General features: G+C 42.4%; 19 protein-coding genes. 4 read left to right on the top strand and 15 right to left on the bottom strand.

The features are described 5' to 3' along the window. Positions 1-84 precede the first annotated feature (84 nt). From ACZ5C4_RS01100 to ACZ5C4_RS01085, 4 genes are all read left to right on the top strand, one after another. Positions 85-1,416 carry an MATE family efflux transporter gene (locus tag ACZ5C4_RS01100; protein ID WP_464519428.1) on the top strand — a complete coding sequence of 444 codons (1,332 nt, stop codon included), beginning with the start codon at positions 85-87 and terminating at the stop codon, positions 1,414-1,416. Positions 1,417-1,509: 93 nt separating this feature from the next. Continuing rightward, entirely contained in the window at positions 1,510-2,778 is a 1,269-nt protein-coding gene (locus tag ACZ5C4_RS01095) for a M18 family aminopeptidase (protein ID WP_464519427.1), read from the top strand. Between the two features lie 200 nt (positions 2,779-2,978). Beyond that, positions 2,979-3,752: an SDR family oxidoreductase gene (locus tag ACZ5C4_RS01090; RefSeq protein WP_464519426.1), complete on the top strand. Its 774-nt coding sequence runs from the start codon at positions 2,979-2,981 to the stop codon at positions 3,750-3,752. Next, positions 3,752-4,876, top strand: a complete 1,125-nt coding sequence (locus tag ACZ5C4_RS01085; protein WP_464519425.1) for a CdaR family transcriptional regulator — start codon at positions 3,752-3,754, stop codon at positions 4,874-4,876. The genes ACZ5C4_RS01090 and ACZ5C4_RS01085 overlap by 1 nt, the downstream gene beginning before the upstream one ends. A 65-nt stretch (positions 4,877-4,941) precedes the next feature. Here the strand turns inward: ACZ5C4_RS01085 and ACZ5C4_RS01080 are convergent, their stop codons facing one another. The 15 genes from ACZ5C4_RS01080 to ACZ5C4_RS01010 all read right to left on the bottom strand — a co-directional run bounded on the left by ACZ5C4_RS01080 (position 4,942) and on the right by ACZ5C4_RS01010 (position 20,831). Beyond that, positions 4,942-5,343, bottom strand: a complete 402-nt coding sequence (locus ACZ5C4_RS01080) for a VOC family protein (RefSeq protein ID WP_464519424.1) — start codon at positions 5,341-5,343, stop codon at positions 4,942-4,944. Between the two features lie 3 nt (positions 5,344-5,346). Further along, positions 5,347-6,942, bottom strand: a complete 1,596-nt coding sequence (locus ACZ5C4_RS01075) for an acyl CoA:acetate/3-ketoacid CoA transferase (protein ID WP_464519423.1) — start codon at positions 6,940-6,942, stop codon at positions 5,347-5,349. Next, complete coding sequence (locus tag ACZ5C4_RS01070) at positions 6,939-8,525, bottom strand: class I adenylate-forming enzyme family protein (protein WP_464519422.1); 1,587 nt, start codon at positions 8,523-8,525, stop codon at positions 6,939-6,941. The genes ACZ5C4_RS01075 and ACZ5C4_RS01070 overlap by 4 nt, the downstream gene beginning before the upstream one ends. Positions 8,526-8,597: 72 nt before the next feature. Further along, a complete protein-coding gene (locus ACZ5C4_RS01065) occupies positions 8,598-9,782 on the bottom strand; it encodes a thiolase family protein (RefSeq protein WP_464519421.1) in 1,185 nt (394 codons plus the stop codon). A 53-nt stretch (positions 9,783-9,835) separates the two neighbouring features. Next, positions 9,836-10,576 carry a 3-oxoacyl-ACP reductase FabG gene (gene fabG, locus ACZ5C4_RS01060; protein ID WP_464519420.1) on the bottom strand — a complete coding sequence of 247 codons (741 nt, stop codon included), beginning with the start codon at positions 10,574-10,576 and terminating at the stop codon, positions 9,836-9,838. 46 nt (positions 10,577-10,622) lie between these two features. Further along, entirely contained in the window at positions 10,623-11,891 is a 1,269-nt protein-coding gene (locus tag ACZ5C4_RS01055; RefSeq protein WP_464519419.1) for an ABC transporter substrate-binding protein, read from the bottom strand. A gap of 92 nt (positions 11,892-11,983) precedes the next feature. Then, the gene (locus tag ACZ5C4_RS01050; protein ID WP_186875957.1) at positions 11,984-12,703 is read right to left on the bottom strand and encodes an ABC transporter ATP-binding protein; all 720 of its coding nucleotides are present in this window, start codon (positions 12,701-12,703) and stop codon (positions 11,984-11,986) included. Further along, on the bottom strand, positions 12,696-13,436 hold the full coding sequence (locus ACZ5C4_RS01045; RefSeq protein WP_464519418.1) for an ABC transporter ATP-binding protein: 741 nt from the start codon (positions 13,434-13,436) through the stop codon (positions 12,696-12,698). The genes ACZ5C4_RS01050 and ACZ5C4_RS01045 overlap by 8 nt, the downstream gene beginning before the upstream one ends. A 20-nt stretch (positions 13,437-13,456) precedes the next feature. Then, on the bottom strand, positions 13,457-14,464 hold the full coding sequence (locus ACZ5C4_RS01040; RefSeq protein WP_464519417.1) for a branched-chain amino acid ABC transporter permease: 1,008 nt from the start codon (positions 14,462-14,464) through the stop codon (positions 13,457-13,459). 6 nt (positions 14,465-14,470) lie between these two features. Beyond that, the gene (locus ACZ5C4_RS01035) at positions 14,471-15,340 is read right to left on the bottom strand and encodes a branched-chain amino acid ABC transporter permease (RefSeq protein ID WP_464519416.1); all 870 of its coding nucleotides are present in this window, start codon (positions 15,338-15,340) and stop codon (positions 14,471-14,473) included. Between the two features lie 265 nt (positions 15,341-15,605). After that, entirely contained in the window at positions 15,606-17,099 is a 1,494-nt protein-coding gene (locus ACZ5C4_RS01030) for a sulfatase (protein WP_464519415.1), read from the bottom strand. Between the two features lie 15 nt (positions 17,100-17,114). Continuing rightward, on the bottom strand, positions 17,115-17,699 hold the full coding sequence (locus ACZ5C4_RS01025; protein WP_186875952.1) for an AAA family ATPase: 585 nt from the start codon (positions 17,697-17,699) through the stop codon (positions 17,115-17,117). Positions 17,700-17,736: 37 nt separating this feature from the next. Beyond that, positions 17,737-18,576 carry a carbohydrate ABC transporter permease gene (locus ACZ5C4_RS01020; RefSeq protein ID WP_464519414.1) on the bottom strand — a complete coding sequence of 280 codons (840 nt, stop codon included), beginning with the start codon at positions 18,574-18,576 and terminating at the stop codon, positions 17,737-17,739. Continuing rightward, positions 18,573-19,487 (bottom strand): carbohydrate ABC transporter permease, encoded by a 915-nt coding sequence (locus ACZ5C4_RS01015; RefSeq protein ID WP_464519413.1) that lies wholly within the window; start codon positions 19,485-19,487, stop codon positions 18,573-18,575. The genes ACZ5C4_RS01020 and ACZ5C4_RS01015 overlap by 4 nt, the downstream gene beginning before the upstream one ends. Before the next feature lie 12 nt (positions 19,488-19,499). After that, entirely contained in the window at positions 19,500-20,831 is a 1,332-nt protein-coding gene (locus ACZ5C4_RS01010; protein WP_464519412.1) for an ABC transporter substrate-binding protein, read from the bottom strand. Positions 20,832-20,912 lie beyond the last annotated feature (81 nt).

Raw genomic sequence — 20,912 nt, 5'->3', positions numbered from 1 at the left:
TTCCTATGCTTTTCTGCTTGTAGCAAAATGTTTTCTGTGTTATCCTTACAGTCAGTTGAAATGGATAAAAAAGGAGGGGTTCATATGAATACAAATGATTTTATCACCAAACCCGTACGCCAGGTATTTCTGCATTATCTCTTCCCTGCTATCTGCGGAACTATGGTGACTTCTATCTATGTACTAGCGGACACAATCATTATCGGACAAAGATTGGGCGCAATCGGTCTTGCCGCCTTAAATATTGCGTTGCCTGTCTATAACATTTTCTTTGGAATGGGGCTCCTCTGTGGTGTAGGAGGCTCCGTTTTGATGTCCATTGCCCGCGGAAAAGGTAAAAAAGCGGAGGGGAATGCGTTCTTTAGCACTGCTTTGATTTTCACTTTTATCCTTTGGATTATCTCTCTGGTCTTCTGTGTTTTATTTATGGAGGACATTGCCTGGCTTCTCGGAGCGACAGAAGATACTTTTACATATATTATGGACTACATCCCATATATTATCTGGGGAATGGGCGTATTCTTCTTTTCTTCCTTTTTACAGACATTTGTACGCAATGACGGCGCCCCAAAGCTGTCTATGAATGCAGTTATCACTGGAGGCGTCACTAATATTATACTGGACTATCTCTTTGTATTTCCTCTTGATATGGGAATGAAAGGTGCGGCGCTTGCCACAGTCATCGGCTCTTCTTTGACTGTGCTTATTCTCTGTACCCATTTTTTCTCATCCAAAAACCAGCTTGCATTTTCTCTAAAAGCTTTCTCACCGGTTTTTCTCGGAAAAATCTTTGCTAACGGTTTTACCAGTTTTGTAATTGAGATTGCCTCCGGATTCACTATATTTATCTTTAACCAGCAGCTCCTTCACTACTTAGGAAACACCGGCGTCAGTGTATATGGTATCATCAGCAACACTGCCATTGTCGTTACCTGTCTGTATAAAGGTATAGAACAGGCAGCACAGCCGATCCTTTCCAGCAATCATGGAGCAGGGCTTACGAAACGGATTCTGAGAATCCAGTCTCTTTCTATATGGACCTCCCTGATTGTCTGCATGCTTCCGCTTATTCCGGGACTCCTTGTCCCAAACCTGTTTACCTATATTTTCCTGGATCCTGCCACAGAAATTCTTTCCCTCGCTGCACCTGCCGTCCGCATTTACTTTACCGGATTTCTTTTCCTGGGCATCAATATGGTGTTCATTTGTTATTTTCAATCTGTGGCAAAGGCAATACACTCTCTTGCCCTATGCCTCCTGCGCGGCTGTATTCTGGTTGTCGCTTTTGTATACCTTCTTCCACTCTTGTTTGGAAGCACCGGAATCTGGCTCGCATTTCCGGCGGCAGAATTTTTAACTATGCTTGTGGGAATCCTGTTGTATAGAAAGGATATATCTAGACTTATTCATTCTTGACACTTTATAAAAGAATGTGCTTTGCACATTCTCACTCCAAAGCTCGGCGGCGGCAAAGCCGTTAAGAATTAACGTTTACCAGGAGGTATGAATATGTATCAGAAAACTGCTCAGGAGCTTCTTCACTTTCTAAAACAAAGTCCAACCAGCTTTCATGCAGTCTATGAAATGGGAAAAATACTGCGTCAGGAAAGCTTCTATGAATTAAAGGAGCATGAAAAATGGAATTTGGAAAAAGGTGGACACTATTTCGTCACAAGAAACTCCTCCTCACTGATTGCCTTTTCCATTCCTGAAAAATCGATAGACGGGTATCGTATTCTGGCATCTCACAGCGATTCTCCGTCCTTTAAAATCAAAGAAAATCCGGAAATTACCGTAGAAAATAAATATGTAAAATTGAACGTGGAACGCTATGGCGGAATGCTCTGTGCTCCCTGGCTTGATCGCCCTCTTTCTGTGGCAGGCAGGGTGGTCATTAAAGCAGGCGGACAATTCCTTTCTAAGCTTATAAATATTGACAGAGATCTGGTTCTGATTCCCAACCTTGCTATTCATATGAATCGGGAAGCCAACGACGGATATAAATACAACGCTCAGAAGGATCTTCTCCCACTTTATAAAACGACCTCGGCGAACAGCTCATTTTTGAAACAGATTGCAGAGGCTGCCGAAGTAAAAGAAGAGGAAATACTGGGGCATGATCTCTTTTTATACAACCGGCAGGAGGGAACCATCTGGGGAGCTGACAACGAATTTATCTCCAGCGGACGTCTGGACGATCTGCAATGTGCCTTTGCTTCCCTAAAAGGCTTTCTTGCAGGTGAAAAGGCCACCTCTCTCGCCGTACACTGTGTGCTGGACAATGAGGAAACCGGAAGCCAAACCAGGCAGGGCGCAGCCTCTACCTTTCTATACGATACGCTTACCAGAATCAATACTTCTCTTGGATTTTCAAAGGAAGAGTATCTTATCCAAATAGCAAAAAGCTTTATGATTTCAGCAGACAATGCGCATGCCGTTCACCCCAACTTTACAGATAAAACAGATCCTTCCAACCGCCCTTATTTAAATGAAGGAATTGTTATAAAATATAACGCCAACCAAAAATACTGCACAGATGCCATTTCCTCTGCTATGTTTAAAGACCTCTGTCACAGGGCAGGCGTACCGGTACAGACTTTTGTAAACCGTTCCGACATGGCGGGAGGTTCTACCCTTGGTAATATCTCCAGTACGCAGGTGGCGATCCGTGCTGTAGATATCGGTCTTCCTCAGCTTGCTATGCACTCTCCTTATGAGACGGCAGGAGTAAAGGATACCGAATATCTCGTAAAAGCGGCGGCACAGTTCTTCCAATAAAAAGAGGCTTCACACTGTAGCTAATTCCAATCAGAAAGACTTGTTGACTTCCAATTGGAAATACATAACAGCGTGAAGCCAATTTTTTCCGTTATCGGTACTAAATTTTCCTGGTTTTTTTTGGGATTCTGGAACATTGTTTCTATATTTTTCTTTTTCTATAATAATCTAATAACAAATTATGGAAAGGGAGGAATTTTATGGATATTTTTAAAGAAAACTTCAGTCTGGAGGGGAGAAAGGCGATTGTCACAGGCGGCGCAAAAGGATTGTGCAACAAAATGGCACAGGCGCTCCATGATGCAGGCACTGAAGTTGTATTGCTCGATATCCTGGACTCGGTTTTTGAATCCGCCGATATAATGGAAGCTTCTGGTGCCCCCGTACATGCTGTAAAAGGAGATTTATCCGATTTCTCATCTCTGAACAGTATCTACAACGCATGTCTGGACAAGTTAAACGGCAGGGTTGATATTCTGCTTAATGGGGCAGGAATCCAATATAGATGTCCGGCCGCAGATTTTCCGCAGGACAGATGGCAAAAAATCTTAGATATTAATCTAAGCGCAGTTTTTTATATGTGCCAGGCGGCAGGAAAAACTATGTTGAACCAACATTACGGAAAAATCATAAACATCTCATCCATGACCTCCTTTTTCGGCAGTGTCCTTATCCCCGCCTATTCTGCCAGTAAAGCAGGTGTCTCCCAGATTACCAAAGCATTATCCAACGAATGGGCCTCCCAGGGAATCAACGTTAATGCCATAGCCCCTGGATATATGGCGACAGAATTGACGCAAAATATGAAGGAAGTCAATCCGGCACAATACAATGAAATCACCTCCCGTATTCCGATGGGCCGCTGGGGGAAACCCGAAGATTTGTCCGGCTTGGTTGTCTTTCTCGCCTCTGATGCTTCCGCCTATATTTCAGGGGCTGTTATCCCAGTTGACGGCGGATTTCTGGGAAAATAATGGTTATTCCAAAAATACAAATGCAAAGAATTGCAGAAGAAGTTGGCGCCACAATTAAAAATGATGTAAATATCATGGATCGGACAGGCTGTATTATTGCGAGTACCGATCCACAGAGGATTGGCGCCCTTCATGTGGGCGCTGTAAATCTAATGGAAAGCCAGCTTCCGGAATTAATTGTAGAAAAAGATTGCCAGGGTATGAAAAAGGGAATCAATCTTCCTCTGGTAATCAAAGATGAGATTATCGGCGTCGTAGGTATTACAGGGGATGTAGATGACGTCCGAACCCTGGGCGTTGTAATTAAAAAGATGACGGAAATTCTGATCCTCGACTGGTATAAAAATAATCAGAAGCTTGCCGTTGAAGAACTGGAACGTTCTTTTCTCATTGAACTTTTATTTGGAGACGACAGTGAAAAGAATGAATTGGAAAGTGAAATGCTACATATCAATGTAAATGAACCCAAAATCATAAGTGTACTCCAGATATGTACGGAAGAAAATTATTCGAAGGAGCAGGAACAACAAAATCTTGAAAACCTTCTCGCCAGAATTAAACGGGAAATCCATTCCGATCTCCATCCTCTCATTGTACGCCTGGGAATGAAAATCATCATCGTACACAATGCAAAAGAAGAAGAACTTGTATCCGGTATTCTCGACAATGTAACATCGAAACTGCGCGGACTGTATAAATGCCGCCTCTTCTGTGGTATAGGAGGCGTCAGCACCGATAAAACAGGGCTTCGTAAATCTTATCAGGAAGCCAATATGGCATGTCATATGGCAAAAATAGAAAAACAAGAAAAAGCCCGCATTTATACGAAAACGGATATATCTATGCTTTTGATTAATATTTCCGCGCCAAAAAGAGAAGCCTTTCTCAATGAAATATTTAAAAAATGTAGTATGAATCAGAAGTCGGAAATTCTGCAATGTATGAAAAGCTATGTAAAAAACAATGGCTCTATCTCAAAAATATCCGAAGAGTTGTTCATACATAAAAATACACTGCAATACCGCCTGTCTAAAATGAAACTGCTGACAGGCTATGATCCAAGAATACTTGAGGAAGCTGTTCCCCTTATCATCGCACTTTATTTTGACGGCTTCCATGAATAATTCTTCCTAATTTGAAAAGAAGGCATCCTGCTTTGGGATACCTTCTTTTTCTAACAGTAGTATTTCTATTTCGTTCTCTGGACAAATTCTACCAGTACGCCAAATCCATACCTCGGTCTTAGGAAATTAACAATGATCCCTCCTGCTCCTGTCACCGGATTTTCTTCCAACATCTGAAGTCCTTTTGCTTCATATTCTTCTCTTGCCTTTCTTACATCCTCCACTTCAAATGCAATATGGTGTAATCCTCCTTTTCCTTCTCTATATTCGGTAAGAACCCCTTCTGTTGGAATAATCAGTTCTACAGGACTTTCTTCTTTTGTATATTTTGTAAAAAGACAGTATGCATGGTAGGCTTCTACATATTCCATGTAATCTTTCTCTAAACCAAACTGTTCCAAAAACATCTCTGCTTTCTCCATTGTCGGCATAATGATTCCTACATGATGTAATCTAAGTGGTTTCATTTTCTACGCCTCCTTCTTTCCATTCTCATAAATTCTTTCCTTCAGTCCAAAACGTTCTGGCATATAGAGACAGGTATCTGTGTAAATCAGATTGTCTGATATCAGAGGTCTGAATTCCATCTGTCCCAAAATGTCCTTTTCCAAGTCCACTCCTCTGGCAATCTCAATCAGCTCCGGCCCCTTCTCCGTCAGACAAAATACCGCCCGTTCTGTCACATAATACATCTTTTGCCCTCTCTGATAGGCAAGCTCTCCATTATAAGAAATCTGCTGTACATTTTTTACCAGTTTTTTGAATTTTCCTTCTTTGACAATATGTAATCCCTGTTCGCCATACTCGACTTCCAGTCCTCCTCCTGTAAATGTGGAGCAGAATATAACGTTTTGTGCTGTGCTGGTTATATCAATAAATCCCCCTGCTCCAGGCGCCCTGTCTCCCATCCTCGTTGCATTTACATTACCGCTGGCATCCATCTCTCCTGCTCCCATAAATGTATAGTCAATACCTGCCCCGTTGTAATATTCAAATTGCCTGTCATGGGGAATCAACGCTTGTGGATTTCTGGAAATTCCAAAATCAATCCCTCCTGCCGGTACTCCTCCATATATACCAGACTCCACTGTAATCGTGACATCCTGTGCAATCCCTTCTTCTGCCATAATCGGGCCAATCACGTCATTGGGAATCCCTGTTCCCACATTGATAATCACATCAGGAACCAGAGTCATAAGCGCACGTCTGCCTATGATTTTGCGTACACTCATCGGAATCGGTTCGACAGTGGATTCCTGTCCAAATACCTGTCCACTGTAGGAAGGATCATAATACCAAGAGGAAGTCTGCCTGTGATCCTCCAGCGGATTGTCACACACTACAATTGCGTCAACTAACACGCCTGGAACTGTTACCTTCTTCGGATCAATCGTTCCATTTCTCAATACTTTCTCCACCTGGCAGATCACTTTTCCGTTATAACGTTTCGTCGCCATCACAGCCGGCAATACTTCCAAGACCATCGCCTCATGCTCTGTCGTAATATTTCCGTTCTCGTCACAGTAAGTCCCGCGGATAATCAACGTATCGATAGGAACTGGCTTATATTGCAGATACTCTTCTCCGTCTATTGTAATCACATTTACAATGTCTTCTTTTTCCTTTGTCACCGCGTTCATCTTTCCACCTTCGATACGCGGATCTATGTATGTTCCAAGTCCTATTTTACTTATCTTGCCCGGCTCTCTAAGCGCCATGCTGTGAAACATATTCGCCATCTGTCCCTGCGGCAGGTTGTAAGCTTCGATTTTATTTTCAGAAATCAGTTTCATAAAAGGCGGACAAAGCCCCCAGTGTCCTCCTATTACTCTTTTTATCAATCCCTCGTGTGCCAGATGTGCCTTCCCATTCTTTCTGTCAGACTGTCCGCATGTATGCAGATACGTCAACCCGTTCGGTATTCCTGTCTCCAAATATTTTTTCTCTACTGCCTTTAAAATACTTTCACTTGCTGATACCAATGTCATTCCAATGGTACACAGTGTTGTTTTACTCTGTATCATATCCGCTGCCTGCTGTGCGGAAATAAAAACCGGATGTTTCACTTTTCTTTTTCCTCCTTCACGCTGTATTTTTCGGAAAACAGACTGGTAAGATATGCAACCTTTACCTTTCCACTTGCCGTATTGGGAAGAGTATCCCAGAATTCAATATATTGTGGAATTTCCGTTTTCTGTATTCTCTCTTTTAAGAATGCTCTTACTTCCTGTTCTGTAATGCTTACATTCTTTTCCGGTACGATCACACACCCCGGTACCTCTCCGTACAGGGAATCCTCCACCGGAAATACCATACATTGGTTTACCTTTGAAAAGGCGCAGATTTCTCTCTCGACAAAACGAGAATAGATTTTTTCACCGCCTCTGTTTATCATCGATTTCAGTCTGCCAAGCACATAGATATATCCGTCTGTGTCCAATTTTCCCACATCACCGGACAGCAGCCAGTCTCCAATGAAGCTTTCCTCCTTTGTCCCATGCAGATATTGTCTGATAATCATAGGCCCGCGAAAAGCAATCTGCCCTATCTCTCCAACAGGAAGTTCTCGATTCCTCTCATCAAATATAGTAATCTCACAGTTTTCCATTACCTTTCCTGCAGACCCCCGCTTAGAGCTTTCAAGATAATTTTCTGGAAACAGTACGCCTCCACCCGCCGTTTCTGTCATCCCATAAGCAGGATGGAATCGCACGTTCGGCGCAATCGCCTGAAACTGTTCCATCAATCGGTCCTCAATATACCCGCCCCCGCAAACTGCAGATTCTAAGCCAGAAAGGTCATATTCTCTGTCTATTACATTCACAAGCATCTGATAGATCGTAGGCACTGCATGAAAATGTTTGATGTGTTCTTCTGAAAGGATAGCTGCCGCCCGCCTCGAATGAAAAGAAGGAAGAATTCGCATAAACCCGCCAATATAAATGAAAAGTGCCATAATGCAGGAAAAACCCGTCACATGAAACAGTGGCACTGCCAGTAATGTACTCTGTTCTGCATCCAGCCGCAGTAATTTCTTATAAGAAATTACTGTCTCCAATATCGCGCGGTGACACAGTTCTACCCCTTTTGGCACACCACTCGTCCCTGATGTATATAAAACCGCCATCGTATCCTCTGGTTCTGGTACATCCTGCTTTTCTTCTACCGGATGCGTCTTTGCTTTTCCCTGGTACTGTATCCCTTCTGCCAGATTATAAATTTTGTAATTTTCCATATGTTCGCATACTACGTTTGCCTCTAGAATAAGATTCTTTACTCGTGTATGATTTACTTCATGGGAAATCTTCTCCCATATCTTTGATTGAAGAATAATATATTCTGTCTGTGTGTCCTCCAATATATATGCAATTTCCTTAGCATGAAGCTTCACGTTAACTAACACCAGGGCAATGCCAATTTTCGCCGCCGCATAGACACAAACTACATACTGCACACTGTTTAACATGGCAATTCCCGCCCTCATTCCTTTTTTCAGCCCTATTTTGTCTGTAAAATATGCTGCCAGATTATCTGTACGTTTTAAAAGTTCCGCGTAAGTAATACTTTCTTCTTCATCTGCAATGCCCGTTTTACCCGGATATTTTTCTGCCGTGTTTTTCAAAGTATCATATAAATTTCTCATTTCCATTTTGTTTTCCCCCTGGAATATAGAGGAGCAGTTCATATCCATCTATAAACTGCTCCTGTACTTCACTGTCTTCTATTCCATCAGTTCGAACAATACTGCCAGCCCCTGTCCGCCGCCGATACAAAGTGTTGCCACTCCGTATTTCTCATGGCGCCGTACCATCTCATTCATCAGTTTAATTGTAATCATACAGCCGGTCGCGCCAATCGGATGTCCGATGGAGATGCCGCTTCCATTTACATTTACTTTATCCGGATTCAGCTTCAGTTCTCTGATGCAGGCAAGAGCTTGCGCAGCAAACGCTTCATTCAATTCATACAATCCAATCTGCTCATCCTTGATTCCTGTTTTTTCCCAGAGTTTTTTTACTGCCGGAATAGGGCCAAGCCCCATATATGCCGGATCTACCCCTGCTACTGCGGTATCCACGATTCTTACAATCGGTTTGATTCCTCTTTTTGCTGCCTCCGCTGCCTTCATCACGATAACAGCAGCTCCACAATCATTGATTCCAGATGCATTTCCCGCAGTGACCGTACCATCCTTTTTAAATGCCGGACGTAGCTTTGCTAGCTTTTCAAGTGTACTGTCCTCCCGTATAAATTCGTCTTCTGCGAAAATCTTCGTCTCCTTTTTACTTACCTTTACTTCCACCGGAATAATCTCTTCTTTAAATCTGCCTTCTCTTTTTGCTGCCGCGGCTTTCATTTGACTGCCATAGGCGTATGTATCCTGGTCTTCCCTTGTAATATTAAATTTTGCCGCGATATTCTCCGCTGTAATTCCCATATGATCTCTTGTCATTGGATCGGACAACGCTGTAATCAACCCGTCCTCCAATTCTCCATGCCCCATACGATAGCCAAATCTCGCTTTCCTCACATAATAAGGAAGATTGCTCATACTCTCTGCGCCGCCTGCTGCCGCAATTTCTGCAAATCCATTGTCGATTTCCATCGCTGCCGTCACAATGGCCTGCAATCCCGATGAACACAACCTGTTTACAGTCAATGCACCTGCTTCTACAGGAATCCCCGCCTTTAATGAACACAGCCTTGCCATAAATGCATTCTCTGCGAACTGTCCTACACAGCCCATCACCACTTCGTCGATGTCCTCCGGCTTCAAACCTGCTCTTAAAACAGCTTCCTTCACTGCCATAGCTCCTAAATCACTTGTCTCGAACTGTTTTAATGAGCCGCCAAAGCTTCCAACCGCCGTCCTGGCACCTGATACAAGTACAATCTCTTCACGCATTTTTTATTCTCCCTTCTGTCGTTTTTCCTTATATCCACTGTTTCTTTCTCTGCTTACAGAACCATACCGCCGCCTACATTCATAACCTCAGCGGTAATATATGCCGCCTCATCTGACGCCAGAAATGCGATTGCTTTGCCGACATCTTCCGGTTTTCCTACATATCCCATCGGAATCTTAGATACCATAATATTCCATTCTTTCTCTGGAATACTGGTTGTCATTGTCGTCTCAATAAATCCGGGGCAGATTGCATTGCAGGTGATTCCTTTCTTCGCATTTTCTTTGGCGATTGTTTTTGTCAACCCGATCACTCCTGCCTTTGCCGCTGAATAGTTTGCCTGTCCGATATTTCCCTGCCATCCAGCAGAAGAAATATTGATAATTCGTCCGTATTCACGTTCTCTCATATAAGGCAGCACAGATCGAATACAGTGGTATACGCCTGTCAGGTTGACGCCGATTACAGCATCCCACGCTTCTTCTGTCATCTTGTGTGCCATCATATCCCGATTGATTCCTGCATTATTTACTAAAATATCTAATTGTCCATATGCCTCGATAGTCTTCTCAAATATTTTATCCGCGTCCTCTTTTTTGGACACATCACTGACAACGTAAATCGCGTCTCCACCTGCTTCTTTTAGTTTTTCTGCCGCTTCCTTCGCAGCTTCTTCCATTACATCTGTAATGACAATGCGTGCGCCTTTCTCTGAAAGCACTTTTGCAATGCCAAATCCAATTCCCCGTGCAGAGCCTGTTACTACTGCCACTTTTCCTTCTAATAATTTCATGCCGCTTTCGCCTCCAAACTTACTGCATATTCTTCTCGTCCTTTATTTATTCATAAGATGCAGGATACTGAAGCTCTGCATCTGCTATCTCTAGTGGCCACACGGTCTTGTACTCTCCATCCTGAATCTGCAGAATGGTAAGTGTTGCCCCGCCGTTTGTATTTGTGTGTTCCTGTCCGTTCATGTCCATATTGCTGAATTCGATTGTATCGTAAGGAAGAATAATCTCTTCTCCACCCGGGAAAGAGCCTTCAATCTTTACATTTGTCAATGCATCTTTGATTGCTTCGCGATCTGCCTTTCCAGCTTCCTCTATCGCTGTTTTTAATACCCATACTGCTGTATAAGCCTCTGCGGAATGTCCGTTCATTGCCACCTCATACTCTTTTTCAAAAGCATCTGAAATCTCTTTGCCCTTTGTTCCCGGGTTAAACTCTGCCGCTGTGACGATTCCGTTGCACGCATTTCCAACTGCCGGTATATAAGACGGATCGATATACGCCGTTGCCTTTCCGATCATAATGCTTGGTTTATAACCTTGCTCCGCCATTGTTTTTGTCAACAAGATCCCATCAGATATATAATTATCTACAACCAGTACATCTGGATTCAAATCCTTTAACTGCACGACTTCTGAAGAAAGATCTGCTGCCCCTTTCGTATAGAGCACCTCTCCCAAATATTCAATTCCTTGTTCTTCTGCAAAATATTTTGCCCATTCTGCCGTCTCCTGTCCCAATAATGTGTTGTCTGCACATACCGCAATACTGCCTGCCTTTACTTCTGGATTCTGGCCTGAAAAATCTACAACAGACTGAATCATGTCACGCAGGAACATACTATTTGTCGGAGCCAGTCTGAAGAAATACTGATATCCACTCTCTGTCAGAGAATCTGCTGTGGAGATCGCCGTCAAAAGAGGAACCTGATAGCGCTCTGTCACCTGTGCCACAACCTCTGTTACACTACTCTGGTATGCACCGAGAATTGCCACTACGTTCTCCTGTGTAATCAAACGTTCTGCTTCTGCCATTCCTGTCTTTGTATCGCCCGCAGAGTCGCCCTGTACAATTTCAATCTGCTTTCCGTCAATTCCGCCTTTTTCATTGATTTCATCTACCGCAAATTCTACACCTCGCATAATATTCTGTCCGATGGATGCCACATCTCCTGTCAGAGGATACAGTGTACCGATTTTAATCGTGTCTCCACTGTCCCCTCCGGAACCGCCGGATTCTTCTTTTCCTCCACATCCCATAAGCATAGATACTGTTAATGCACATGCGCACACTACTGCTAATATTCTCTTTTTCATCCCTTTTCTCCTTTCTTAGTCAAGCGGATACTACGACCCGCATGTAGCTTGCTCATAACCAGTCGACTGCTTTTCAGCTTATCCGGCAGAGCCTATACTCCAAGATATGCTTTCTTTACTTCCGGATCATTCATCAATTGCTCTGCTGTTCCTTCCAGTGTAATCTGCCCGTTTTCAACTACATACCCTCTGTTTGCAATTTTCAGCGCTTTACGGACGTCCTGCTCTACCAAAATAATAGTAAGCCCTGACTCCTTGGCAATTCCCTTCGCAATACTGAAGATATTGTCTACGATATTCGGTGCAAGTCCAAGCGAAGGCTCATCCATCATCAGAAGCCGCGGAAGTCCCATCATACCTCTTGAAAAAGCAACCATCTGTTGCTCCCCGCCGCTTAGCGTTCCGGCAAGCTGGTTCTTTCTTTCCTTTAATTTCGGAAACCATGTGAAAATCTGCTCCATTGTGTCTTTTTTCTTCTTTTTAGCCTCCGGGCTGCTCGCTCCCATTTCCAGATTTTCATATACGGTCATCCCTGCGAAAAGCTGCCTGCCCTCTGGGATCAGTATTACACCTTGATCGATAAATTGTCTGCAAGTCCCTTTGGCAATTTCTCTGCCTTCCATTTTAATAGAGCCACTCTCCGCCCTTACCAGCCCTGCACAGGTTTTTACTGTCGTACTTTTTCCGGCGCCGTTACTGCCTACAATCGCAATGATTTCCCCTTTTTTGGCATAGAAATTAATATCCCACAGTACTTGTATGTCTCCATACTTTACATTTAGGTTATTTACCTCAAAGTATTTGTCAGCCATCACTTTCCTCCTCCTTTCCAAGATAAATTTCGATTACATACGGATCATTCATAACCTCCTGTGGAGTTCCTTCTGTAATCATCTCCCCATGATGCATGACAACTACTTTTTCACAAAGATTTGCGACCGCCCTCATAACATGTTCAATCAGTAAGATCGTAGTTCCATTACTATTAATCTTCCTAAACAGCTCAATTGCTTCATCTGTCTCTGTCGGATTCAGCCCTGCCATAACCTCATCCAGCAGTAACAAATCTGGATTGGTCGCAAGCGCTCTTGCAACCTCCAACCTCTTTTTATACGCAGTTCCCATATTTCCTGGAAGCCAGTCTTTCTTTTCGTACAATCCTGTAAACTCTAATATCTCTTCTGCATATTCTTTTGCATGCTTCAGACTTCCAATTTTCTTCTTTCCATACAGTGCTCCAGATGCCACATTATCTAACACCGTCATATGTGCCAATGGTTTCATTATCTGGAAAGTACGCGCGATTCCAAGTCCAGAATATTTATATGGTTTCATTCCCGTAATATCTGTTCCTTTATAAATCACATTTCCTTCCGTAGGCGGGAATACTCCGCTTACCATATTGAAAAGCGTTGTCTTACCCGCGCCATTAGAGCCAATCAATCCCGTAATTTTTCCTTCTTCTACGGAAAAGCTGACGTTGCTGACTGCTTTGAGTCCTTTGAAATTCTTAGAAAGATTTTTAATCTCTAATATATTTCCCATCCCTGTACCTCCTCCGTAGTTTATTTCCTGCTAAATAATTTTCCATCAATGGAATCAAACACTCTATCAATTTTGGCTTTTAATTTACTCCCGTTAAACCATCCCATAATTCCACGCGGCTGGAACAAAATTACGACAATCAGTATCACTGCATAGATTACCAGGTTTGAGCCTGCCGCAATGCTGCTTAAAGTCGCATTCAAAAACTGCGAAAGAGGTGTAATAATAACTGCCCCGAGAAGTGGCCCTGTCACACTGCCGATTCCTCCGATTACTGCCGGCATCAGATACTCTACAGACTGTGTCTGGATCATAATTTCCGGATCGATGAATCTGTAATAATTTGCGTAAAACACGCCGCATACCGCCATAAGACCGCAACTGATAAAGGTCGCGATTACTTTGTATTTCCATGGATTGATACCAATCGCGTTCGCTGTGTCTTCATCTTCTCGTACGGTTTTTAATCCATAACCGAGTTTAGACTTGTCAATCATTTTTACGATGATATAAATCAATACAACCATGCCAAGCCCAAGATAAAAGTAAGACTGTTTGTCTGAAAACCGCATCAGCCCAAAGTCGTCCTCTCCGTATGGGAGAAGAATTCCTTTTCCTTTCCCTGCATATTCCCAGTTCGTAAACAGATTTCTGAATGTCTCTCCAAATGCGATAGTAACAAGAGTAAAATAAGGCCCTCTCAGTCCGAAACAAGGAGATAAAAGCAATGCTGTAATTGCGCCTACAACTACAAATACGATCAGAATACTAATCCAGGGTGAAACATTGAAATTCACTAAAAGCAACGTACTTATATAAGCTCCCAGCCCCATGAAAGCTGCATGCCCCAGGGAAATCTGTCCGGTCAGCCCTCCCAGTACACTCCATGCCAGTGATGCGCTTGCCATATAAAAAGTCATAATGCAGATTGTAATCGTATAGGTCGACTGTACATAAAGAGGGAGAAGCGCTACAATCACAATTAGTAGTAGTAATAATATCTGTCGTGAACCAAATTTTCTTTTCATGTGCCTTTACCCCCTTTTTGACTTCACTAACTGTTTAGTAACCAGAATCAGAATGAACACAAGGAACACGACTGTATCTTTAAATGATGCCCCGACTACAACCGAACCGATTGTCTCTAAAAGTCCCAATACCAAGCCCCCGATAAATGCACCAGGTATGCTTCCTAATCCTCCTAGTGTTACTACAATGAAAGAGCGTGTTCCGTATACTGCTCCTACTGTCGGGAACACATAATAATAGGACATCAGGCAGGCTCCTGTGATACCTGCAAGCGCCGCCCCCAGCCCGTAGGTAGACGCATATACCATCTTTGTCTTAATTCCAGACACCTGTGCACCTGTTTTATTCTGTGAAGTCGCGCGTATCTGTTTTCCGAGAGTAGTATGCTTTAAAAATAAAAATAGAAGAACTGACATAATTATCAAAATCAGAAAGCTGATTAATTTCGGCATACTTATCGTAATATTGCCCAATTCCACATTTTTCTGTGAAACCGCACTGACTGCTGTACGATAATCTGATTTAAAGAACATTAGGCACAGATTTGTAAACAGAATTCCAAGCCCTACTGTCAGGAATAAGACATTCGTATCATCACTCTCTGTATTTTTCATTGCTCTGTTGATAATTGTCGATTGCAATAATGCTCCAATCGCAAACATGATGATTGCCACTAATGGAATGGCCAGGAATGGATCTAGTCCGAACTGGTCGTATAGAACAAATGATACATACATTCCGACCATCAATAATTCTCCCTGACAGAAGTTGATGATTTTCATAACTCCGAAAATGATTGTCAGGCTCATTCCTATCAGGGCATATATGCCCCCAACCATCAGGCCGTTCGTAATTGCCTGTAAAAAAGTATCCATAAATTCCCTCCTTCTCGCAGCCCGTTTCAGTGTAATTTGCACTGATTTTCGGATTTTAATAGGTATTTTATGTACATATTTACCAAATATAGCTTTATTATAAGTGAGAAAGAGGGCTTTCCACAACGTTACCGGTACCGAATAGTCCCCCTGCTTTTTTGTGCTGAAAAACAATCTTCTGTTTCTCTGTAAATAAAAAAACGAACTCCAAAGAGTCCGTTTTTTATGAATCCGCCTATCTATCCAAATATTCTATTCTACAAGCCTAAACTACATATGCCTCCAGTCCTAATCTTTTATATTGTTCTTCAGGTGCATCATTTTCCTTCATAAGTTTTACCATAGCACATATCATCCTTTCTTCTATCTGTGCGTCTTGAATTGGATTTTCCTGATCTGGATCTTCTTGCAGATCATAAAGCAATGTTCCAAATTCCATTAAAACTTTTGGTGGGAAATTCAACGTGCGGATTCCATATCCCCCCTTAATTTTAAGCAGTGGGCACCCTTTCGTAAATGAAAATCCCTTGTGAAGCTTGGCAGTTTTTATTTCTTCCGTCGTAATTGCACCAGGATAACTAGTTGGCTCTATTATATAATTATATAATTCCTGCTCACGTTCAGGAAGTGGACAACGGATATATACATATCTTCCATCTGTGATATTCACATGTACACCATGCTGTCCAAACAGCGCATATTCGCGAATTGGCATATCTGTTTTTATAGTTTTATCCAATGGCTTTCCCTGCATATCTTTCGGTATATCCTGTCCAAAAAACTCTAGCAGCGTAGGTGCCAGATCTATTGTCTGCACCAATGCCTGTCGCCGTACCCCTGCTTCCTTTGCCCGCGGATCCCAGATAAATAGCGGGATATTGACTAGCTCATTAAAATATGGCATCATCATTTTTCCCCACCAATTATGCTGTCCCAGCATAAATCCATGATCAGTATTGACGATCAACATGGTATCTTTCCACATATCGTATTCGTCCATCATATCCAGAACTTTCCCCAGATATGTATCGCACATAGTAACAAGTGCTTTATACTCATTGATACAATGCGCGACCTGCTCTGGCGTTTCTACCACTTCGTGGTAACCTGGCCAGTCAAACATAATTCCTTCATACCCATCACGATATGGCTCTTTATATTTTTCAGGTGTAAAAAATGGCTCATGCGGATCATAATTTTCCAACTGTAAATACCAGTTATCTGCCTCATAGTTTTCCCGGATAAATTGCAGACCATTTGAGAAGTTTTGTGTGATAGACTGTTGTTCTTCTTCCTGCATATAGTGTCGATTGATAAATTCCTGTCTGCCGCAGAAATCCTTACGTCCATCCAGGTGAGCAGGTTCTTCAAACTGTATCAGTCCTTTGAACGGATCTCCTTCCTGTCCCCGTACAAATTCATAAGAATTATACTGGTTCAGATAATTACAGCCGCCTTCTTCCCAATAATGCCAATGGTCTGTAGTAATATGTGTATAAATTCCATTCTCTTTTAGTATCCGCGGCATAGAGTCATCATATGGTTCCAGAGGGCCCCAGCTCCTGTGCAGAAAGTTATACCTGCCTGTATGAAGTTCTCTTCGCGCTGGCATACAGGGCATACTTCCTGCATAGCAGTTATCGAATACCACTGTCCTGCGAGCCAGCCTCTCAAAATTTGGTGCCTGTATATCTTGGTATCCATATGGCGGCAACATTCCTCTGTTCAAAGAATCAAACATGACCATAATCGCTTTCATATTGCCGTTCCTCCACTAATTTCCATTCTGTTCTGTTTCTTCCATCGCTCTTTTTTTCAGTGCTTTTGTATGTAAGTTTTCTTCATCTTCATATTCTGGATGTACCCGGTCGCCATCTGTGTAGAAGAACATTGTATCCCTGCCCATTTCTTTTCCCCGTTTTGTATGCTTGTCTAAAGCATAATCCGGAATATCGATCTTATATCCTCTGTCGAATTTCATTGCCTCAAGATTTTGATAATAACTGCTGGATCTCTCCTTCGGGCACCGGCATAGATAACGGATCATCTGTATAAACGGAAGCTGCCTGTCTCCATTGTCCCTGTCATAAAGATCCTTTGCCTGATAATACGCATATACAATCGCAGCCGAACGGATATCTCCAAATCCAATGTCTTCCATTGCAATCATAATCAGGCGTCTCCACATAACATGTTCTAATTCACTACTCGTTAGATACAGCTCATATGCAGCATCTACCGCATCCTCTTCCAATCCTCTCCTGATCGCTTTTTGAAGCATGGATATCACTTCATCAGCGACAAGTCCATTCACTGTTTTTGCGTTTTCCCACGGATTAACCGCATTTGTTTTCGGCATAATAAATTATCCTCCTTTTTATTCTAGATTCTATTTTTTATCCCTTTAGAGCACCGGTACTAATTCCCTTCTCGACCTTTTCCTGTGCCAGCAGATAGAATATCACCGTTGGTATAATACACATCAGCACTGCGGCAAAAATAACGGAATAATAAGTTCCGAAATCCCCTTTAAAATTTAGCAACGCCACAGAAATCGTGTGATACTTTTTATCCGATATCAGCACATTTGCCAGTGCCAGTTCATTATATACTGCTAAAAAAGCAATAATCGAACACGTTGCTATACTTGGCTTTGCAATGGGTACGATGATTCTAAAAATTGTCTGTAAAAGCCCGCATCCATCCATTGCCGCAGATTCATCTAGTTCTTTGCTTATCTCCGATATCGCTCCTGTCATAATAAAAAATGTCATAGGCATATTAATCGCTGCATAGATAACAACTAAAACGAAAAGATTATTCTGTCCGTGAATTGTGTTTACTCCCTGTACAATGGGCACAATCGCACATTGGATCGGCACCATCAAAGCCGCCATATAGTAGACTGTAACAGTATTTGTAAGTCTGATTTTCCTTCTCGCCACAACATATGCCAGTGGAATGATTAAAAGGAGCATCAGCACTACCGCGCTGACAGATACTGCCAGAGAGTTAAAGATGGATCTCACAATCCCGGACATCTCATTTGCCGTCACAAAATTTTCAAGCTTCGGTGACAAAGAGGGAACAAAATAATTAGCAAAAATTTCACTGTCCTCTTTCAATGCGGAAATAAAGGTAAAATAAAGTGGAAACGCCGCCGTCAAAAACCAGATGAGCGCGCAAGCGCCATAGAGAATACGTCCCGGCGTCCATCTTTTTTTCTGTTTCTTCACGAATTTCCACCTCTTCTCTTCGCTCTTTTCTCGTCTTTTTCCTTAAATATGAAATTTACAATAACAGTTATACACATACAAAATAGTACCGTCATCACTGCTATCGCATTGGCATAACCAAATTTACTCTGTGAAAATGCCGCTGTGTAAAGCAATGTACTTGGAAGTTGCGTTGCATTGCCTGGTCCTCCTGCAGTCAGTGCCATAACCAAGTCAAACACCTTAAAAGAACCTGTTAATACAAGGATTACGCATATTTTTAACGTTCCTTTCATCATAGGTAGGGTAATATATCTTAGCTTCTGCCACGGAGTAGCGCCATCTAGCATCGCTGCCTCAAAAACATCGCCTGGCAGAGCTGCCATACCGGAGGATAAGATGATCATCTGAAATCCAACGTCACACCATACATGTACAAATGCCACCGTAAACATAGCTGTGTTTACATTTCCTAAAAGATTTACATTCTCCGCAATATGTAATTGTTCTAAAAGCACTGGAACCGGGCCTATCTCCGGGAAAAAGATAAATGTAAACATAAGCCCTATCGCTACTCGGTTTACAAGCACCGGCATAAAATAAAACACACGGAATATTCTCTTTCCTCTGAACGTTTTATTGATAACCGTAGCAAGGAAAAACGCGATCGGTATCGTACAGAGTAATCCTGCTGCCATAAGGATACCTATATTTTTCATAGCGTATTCCGCCGCATAATCTGTAAAAAAACTCTGGTAATTCGCGAATTTCACAAAAATTTTCGGCGAGTCCGGCACCCCGTTCCATTCATAGAACGAGGTGACAAACATACTTAAAATAGGATAAATAATCACGCAGGAATAGACAATCAACGCCGGCATGGAGAGCAAAATCGCTTCCACACTGTTCTTTTTCCTCTTTCGAAGTTTCATTTTAGCCTCCATTTAGTCCTTCAAGACTTTTTCATATTCCTGATTCAGTGTATCTGCGATCTCATCAGTGTTCCTTCCAACAAACAATGTCTGTAGTTCCGATCCCGTCACATCTGCAATCACAGTATCATCACAATATGCCGTCAACATGGCTGTGATATCCGTACAATCTTTATAAGCCTCCATAAAGTCCTTCATAACATTACTGGCACTGCTGTCATCAAACTCTACTTCCAGCGGGTATGCGCCTCCTCCCATCACCTGGGCATACTGATTGAATGTCTCTTGTGAAAGCATAAACTTAAACAGCTCCACAGCCGCATCATATTCTGGAGTTCCCTCTTTCGCACCAATGCACATTCCGTCATAATAATCTGTAAACCAGATTCCTTTATATTCCATTTTATCCTCAAATGGGAATACATTTACACACGTAATATCAGCACTATTTGACATGGACGAAATCTTAGCAAACTGATAACTCATCTCGAACATTGTGGCTACCTTTCCCTGTTCAAAATCTGCCATTACATTTTCAAAGGCATACGAAATCGCATTCTCTCCGAATATCCCTTTATCCACCCATTCTTTATACTGATCCAGTACCGCTTTTACCTCTTCATCTTTCCAGTCTATTGTCCCGTCTACGAATTTTTTCTGAAATTCCATACCATACATCTTTACTCCTAACATGGTAAAAAATTGGACACATTTCGGCTTATTCTTTGCTGCCAGTCCTACCGGAGTTATTCCGTTTTCAATCAGCGTATCTGACACCTCTTCCAAGTCCTCCCATGTCTGCGGTATTTCCAGTCCTAGATCTTCAAAGACCTTTGTATTGATAAACATCTGAATCGTTGCCAAGTTATTTGGCACTCCGTATACCCCATCGAGTCCTTCTTCCTCAAATTCATATCCCACGAAATACTTTCTATCTGTAGGCCCGGTCCAGTCTGAAGCTTCCAGTATGGGTTCTATATTTGCAATCGTTTCATTTTTTGCCAAATCATATCGAGGCATCTCGTAAGAGCATGCAAACACATCTGGAACGGAACCTGCTGCGATGAGAGATTTCATTTTCGACATGTAAGCTTCTGCATCTGTAACCGAAATATCCTCTATTTCAATCTCAGGATGCAGTTCTTTAAATTCCTCCAGTTTGTCCATAAAAAATTTCGCCCTGGCGTCCTCCGGATTTGTATATCTAGACAGGTATGTAATCTTAACACTTCCGTCGTCTGCTTTCGACTGTGCTTTGTCTGATGAGCCTGAACTGCCGCAGGCTGCAAGTGAGAATGTGAGAGCTGTAGCCAGTGCTACACTGCATATTCTTTTCCATTTCATTGTATTTTCCTCCTATCACTGTAAATGGTGCACCTTTCGTATTGGCAACAATATATCATACCCATCCTTGAAAATACATGG

Source organism: Mediterraneibacter flintii (genome assembly GCF_055387595.1).
Note: the sequence above shows the minus strand (reverse complement) of the source record. Positions and strands in the feature narration are given on the sequence as shown.

Coding starts and splice junctions, on each gene's coding strand:
- ACZ5C4_RS01065 (WP_464519421.1), bottom strand. CDS start 9,782: ATGCGTGAAGAGATTGTACTTGTATCAGGTGCCAGGACGGCGGTTGGA.
- ACZ5C4_RS01085 (WP_464519425.1), top strand. CDS start 3,752: ATGGTTATTCCAAAAATACAAATGCAAAGAATTGCAGAAGAAGTTGGC.
- fabG (WP_464519420.1), bottom strand. CDS start 10,576: ATGAAATTATTAGAAGGAAAAGTGGCAGTAGTAACAGGCTCTGCACGG.
- ACZ5C4_RS01010 (WP_464519412.1), bottom strand. CDS start 20,831: ATGAAATGGAAAAGAATATGCAGTGTAGCACTGGCTACAGCTCTCACA.
- ACZ5C4_RS01030 (WP_464519415.1), bottom strand. CDS start 17,099: ATGAAAGCGATTATGGTCATGTTTGATTCTTTGAACAGAGGAATGTTG.
- ACZ5C4_RS01100 (WP_464519428.1), top strand. CDS start 85: ATGAATACAAATGATTTTATCACCAAACCCGTACGCCAGGTATTTCTG.
- ACZ5C4_RS01055 (WP_464519419.1), bottom strand. CDS start 11,891: ATGAAAAAGAGAATATTAGCAGTAGTGTGCGCATGTGCATTAACAGTA.
- ACZ5C4_RS01050 (WP_186875957.1), bottom strand. CDS start 12,703: ATGGCTGACAAATACTTTGAGGTAAATAACCTAAATGTAAAGTATGGA.
- ACZ5C4_RS01080 (WP_464519424.1), bottom strand. CDS start 5,343: ATGAAACCACTTAGATTACATCATGTAGGAATCATTATGCCGACAATG.
- ACZ5C4_RS01070 (WP_464519422.1), bottom strand. CDS start 8,525: ATGGAAATGAGAAATTTATATGATACTTTGAAAAACACGGCAGAAAAA.
- ACZ5C4_RS01045 (WP_464519418.1), bottom strand. CDS start 13,436: ATGGGAAATATATTAGAGATTAAAAATCTTTCTAAGAATTTCAAAGGA.
- ACZ5C4_RS01095 (WP_464519427.1), top strand. CDS start 1,510: ATGTATCAGAAAACTGCTCAGGAGCTTCTTCACTTTCTAAAACAAAGT.
- ACZ5C4_RS01040 (WP_464519417.1), bottom strand. CDS start 14,464: ATGAAAAGAAAATTTGGTTCACGACAGATATTATTACTACTACTAATT.
- ACZ5C4_RS01015 (WP_464519413.1), bottom strand. CDS start 19,487: ATGAAACTTCGAAAGAGGAAAAAGAACAGTGTGGAAGCGATTTTGCTC.
- ACZ5C4_RS01025 (WP_186875952.1), bottom strand. CDS start 17,699: ATGCCGAAAACAAATGCGGTTAATCCGTGGGAAAACGCAAAAACAGTG.
- ACZ5C4_RS01090 (WP_464519426.1), top strand. CDS start 2,979: ATGGATATTTTTAAAGAAAACTTCAGTCTGGAGGGGAGAAAGGCGATT.
- ACZ5C4_RS01035 (WP_464519416.1), bottom strand. CDS start 15,340: ATGGATACTTTTTTACAGGCAATTACGAACGGCCTGATGGTTGGGGGC.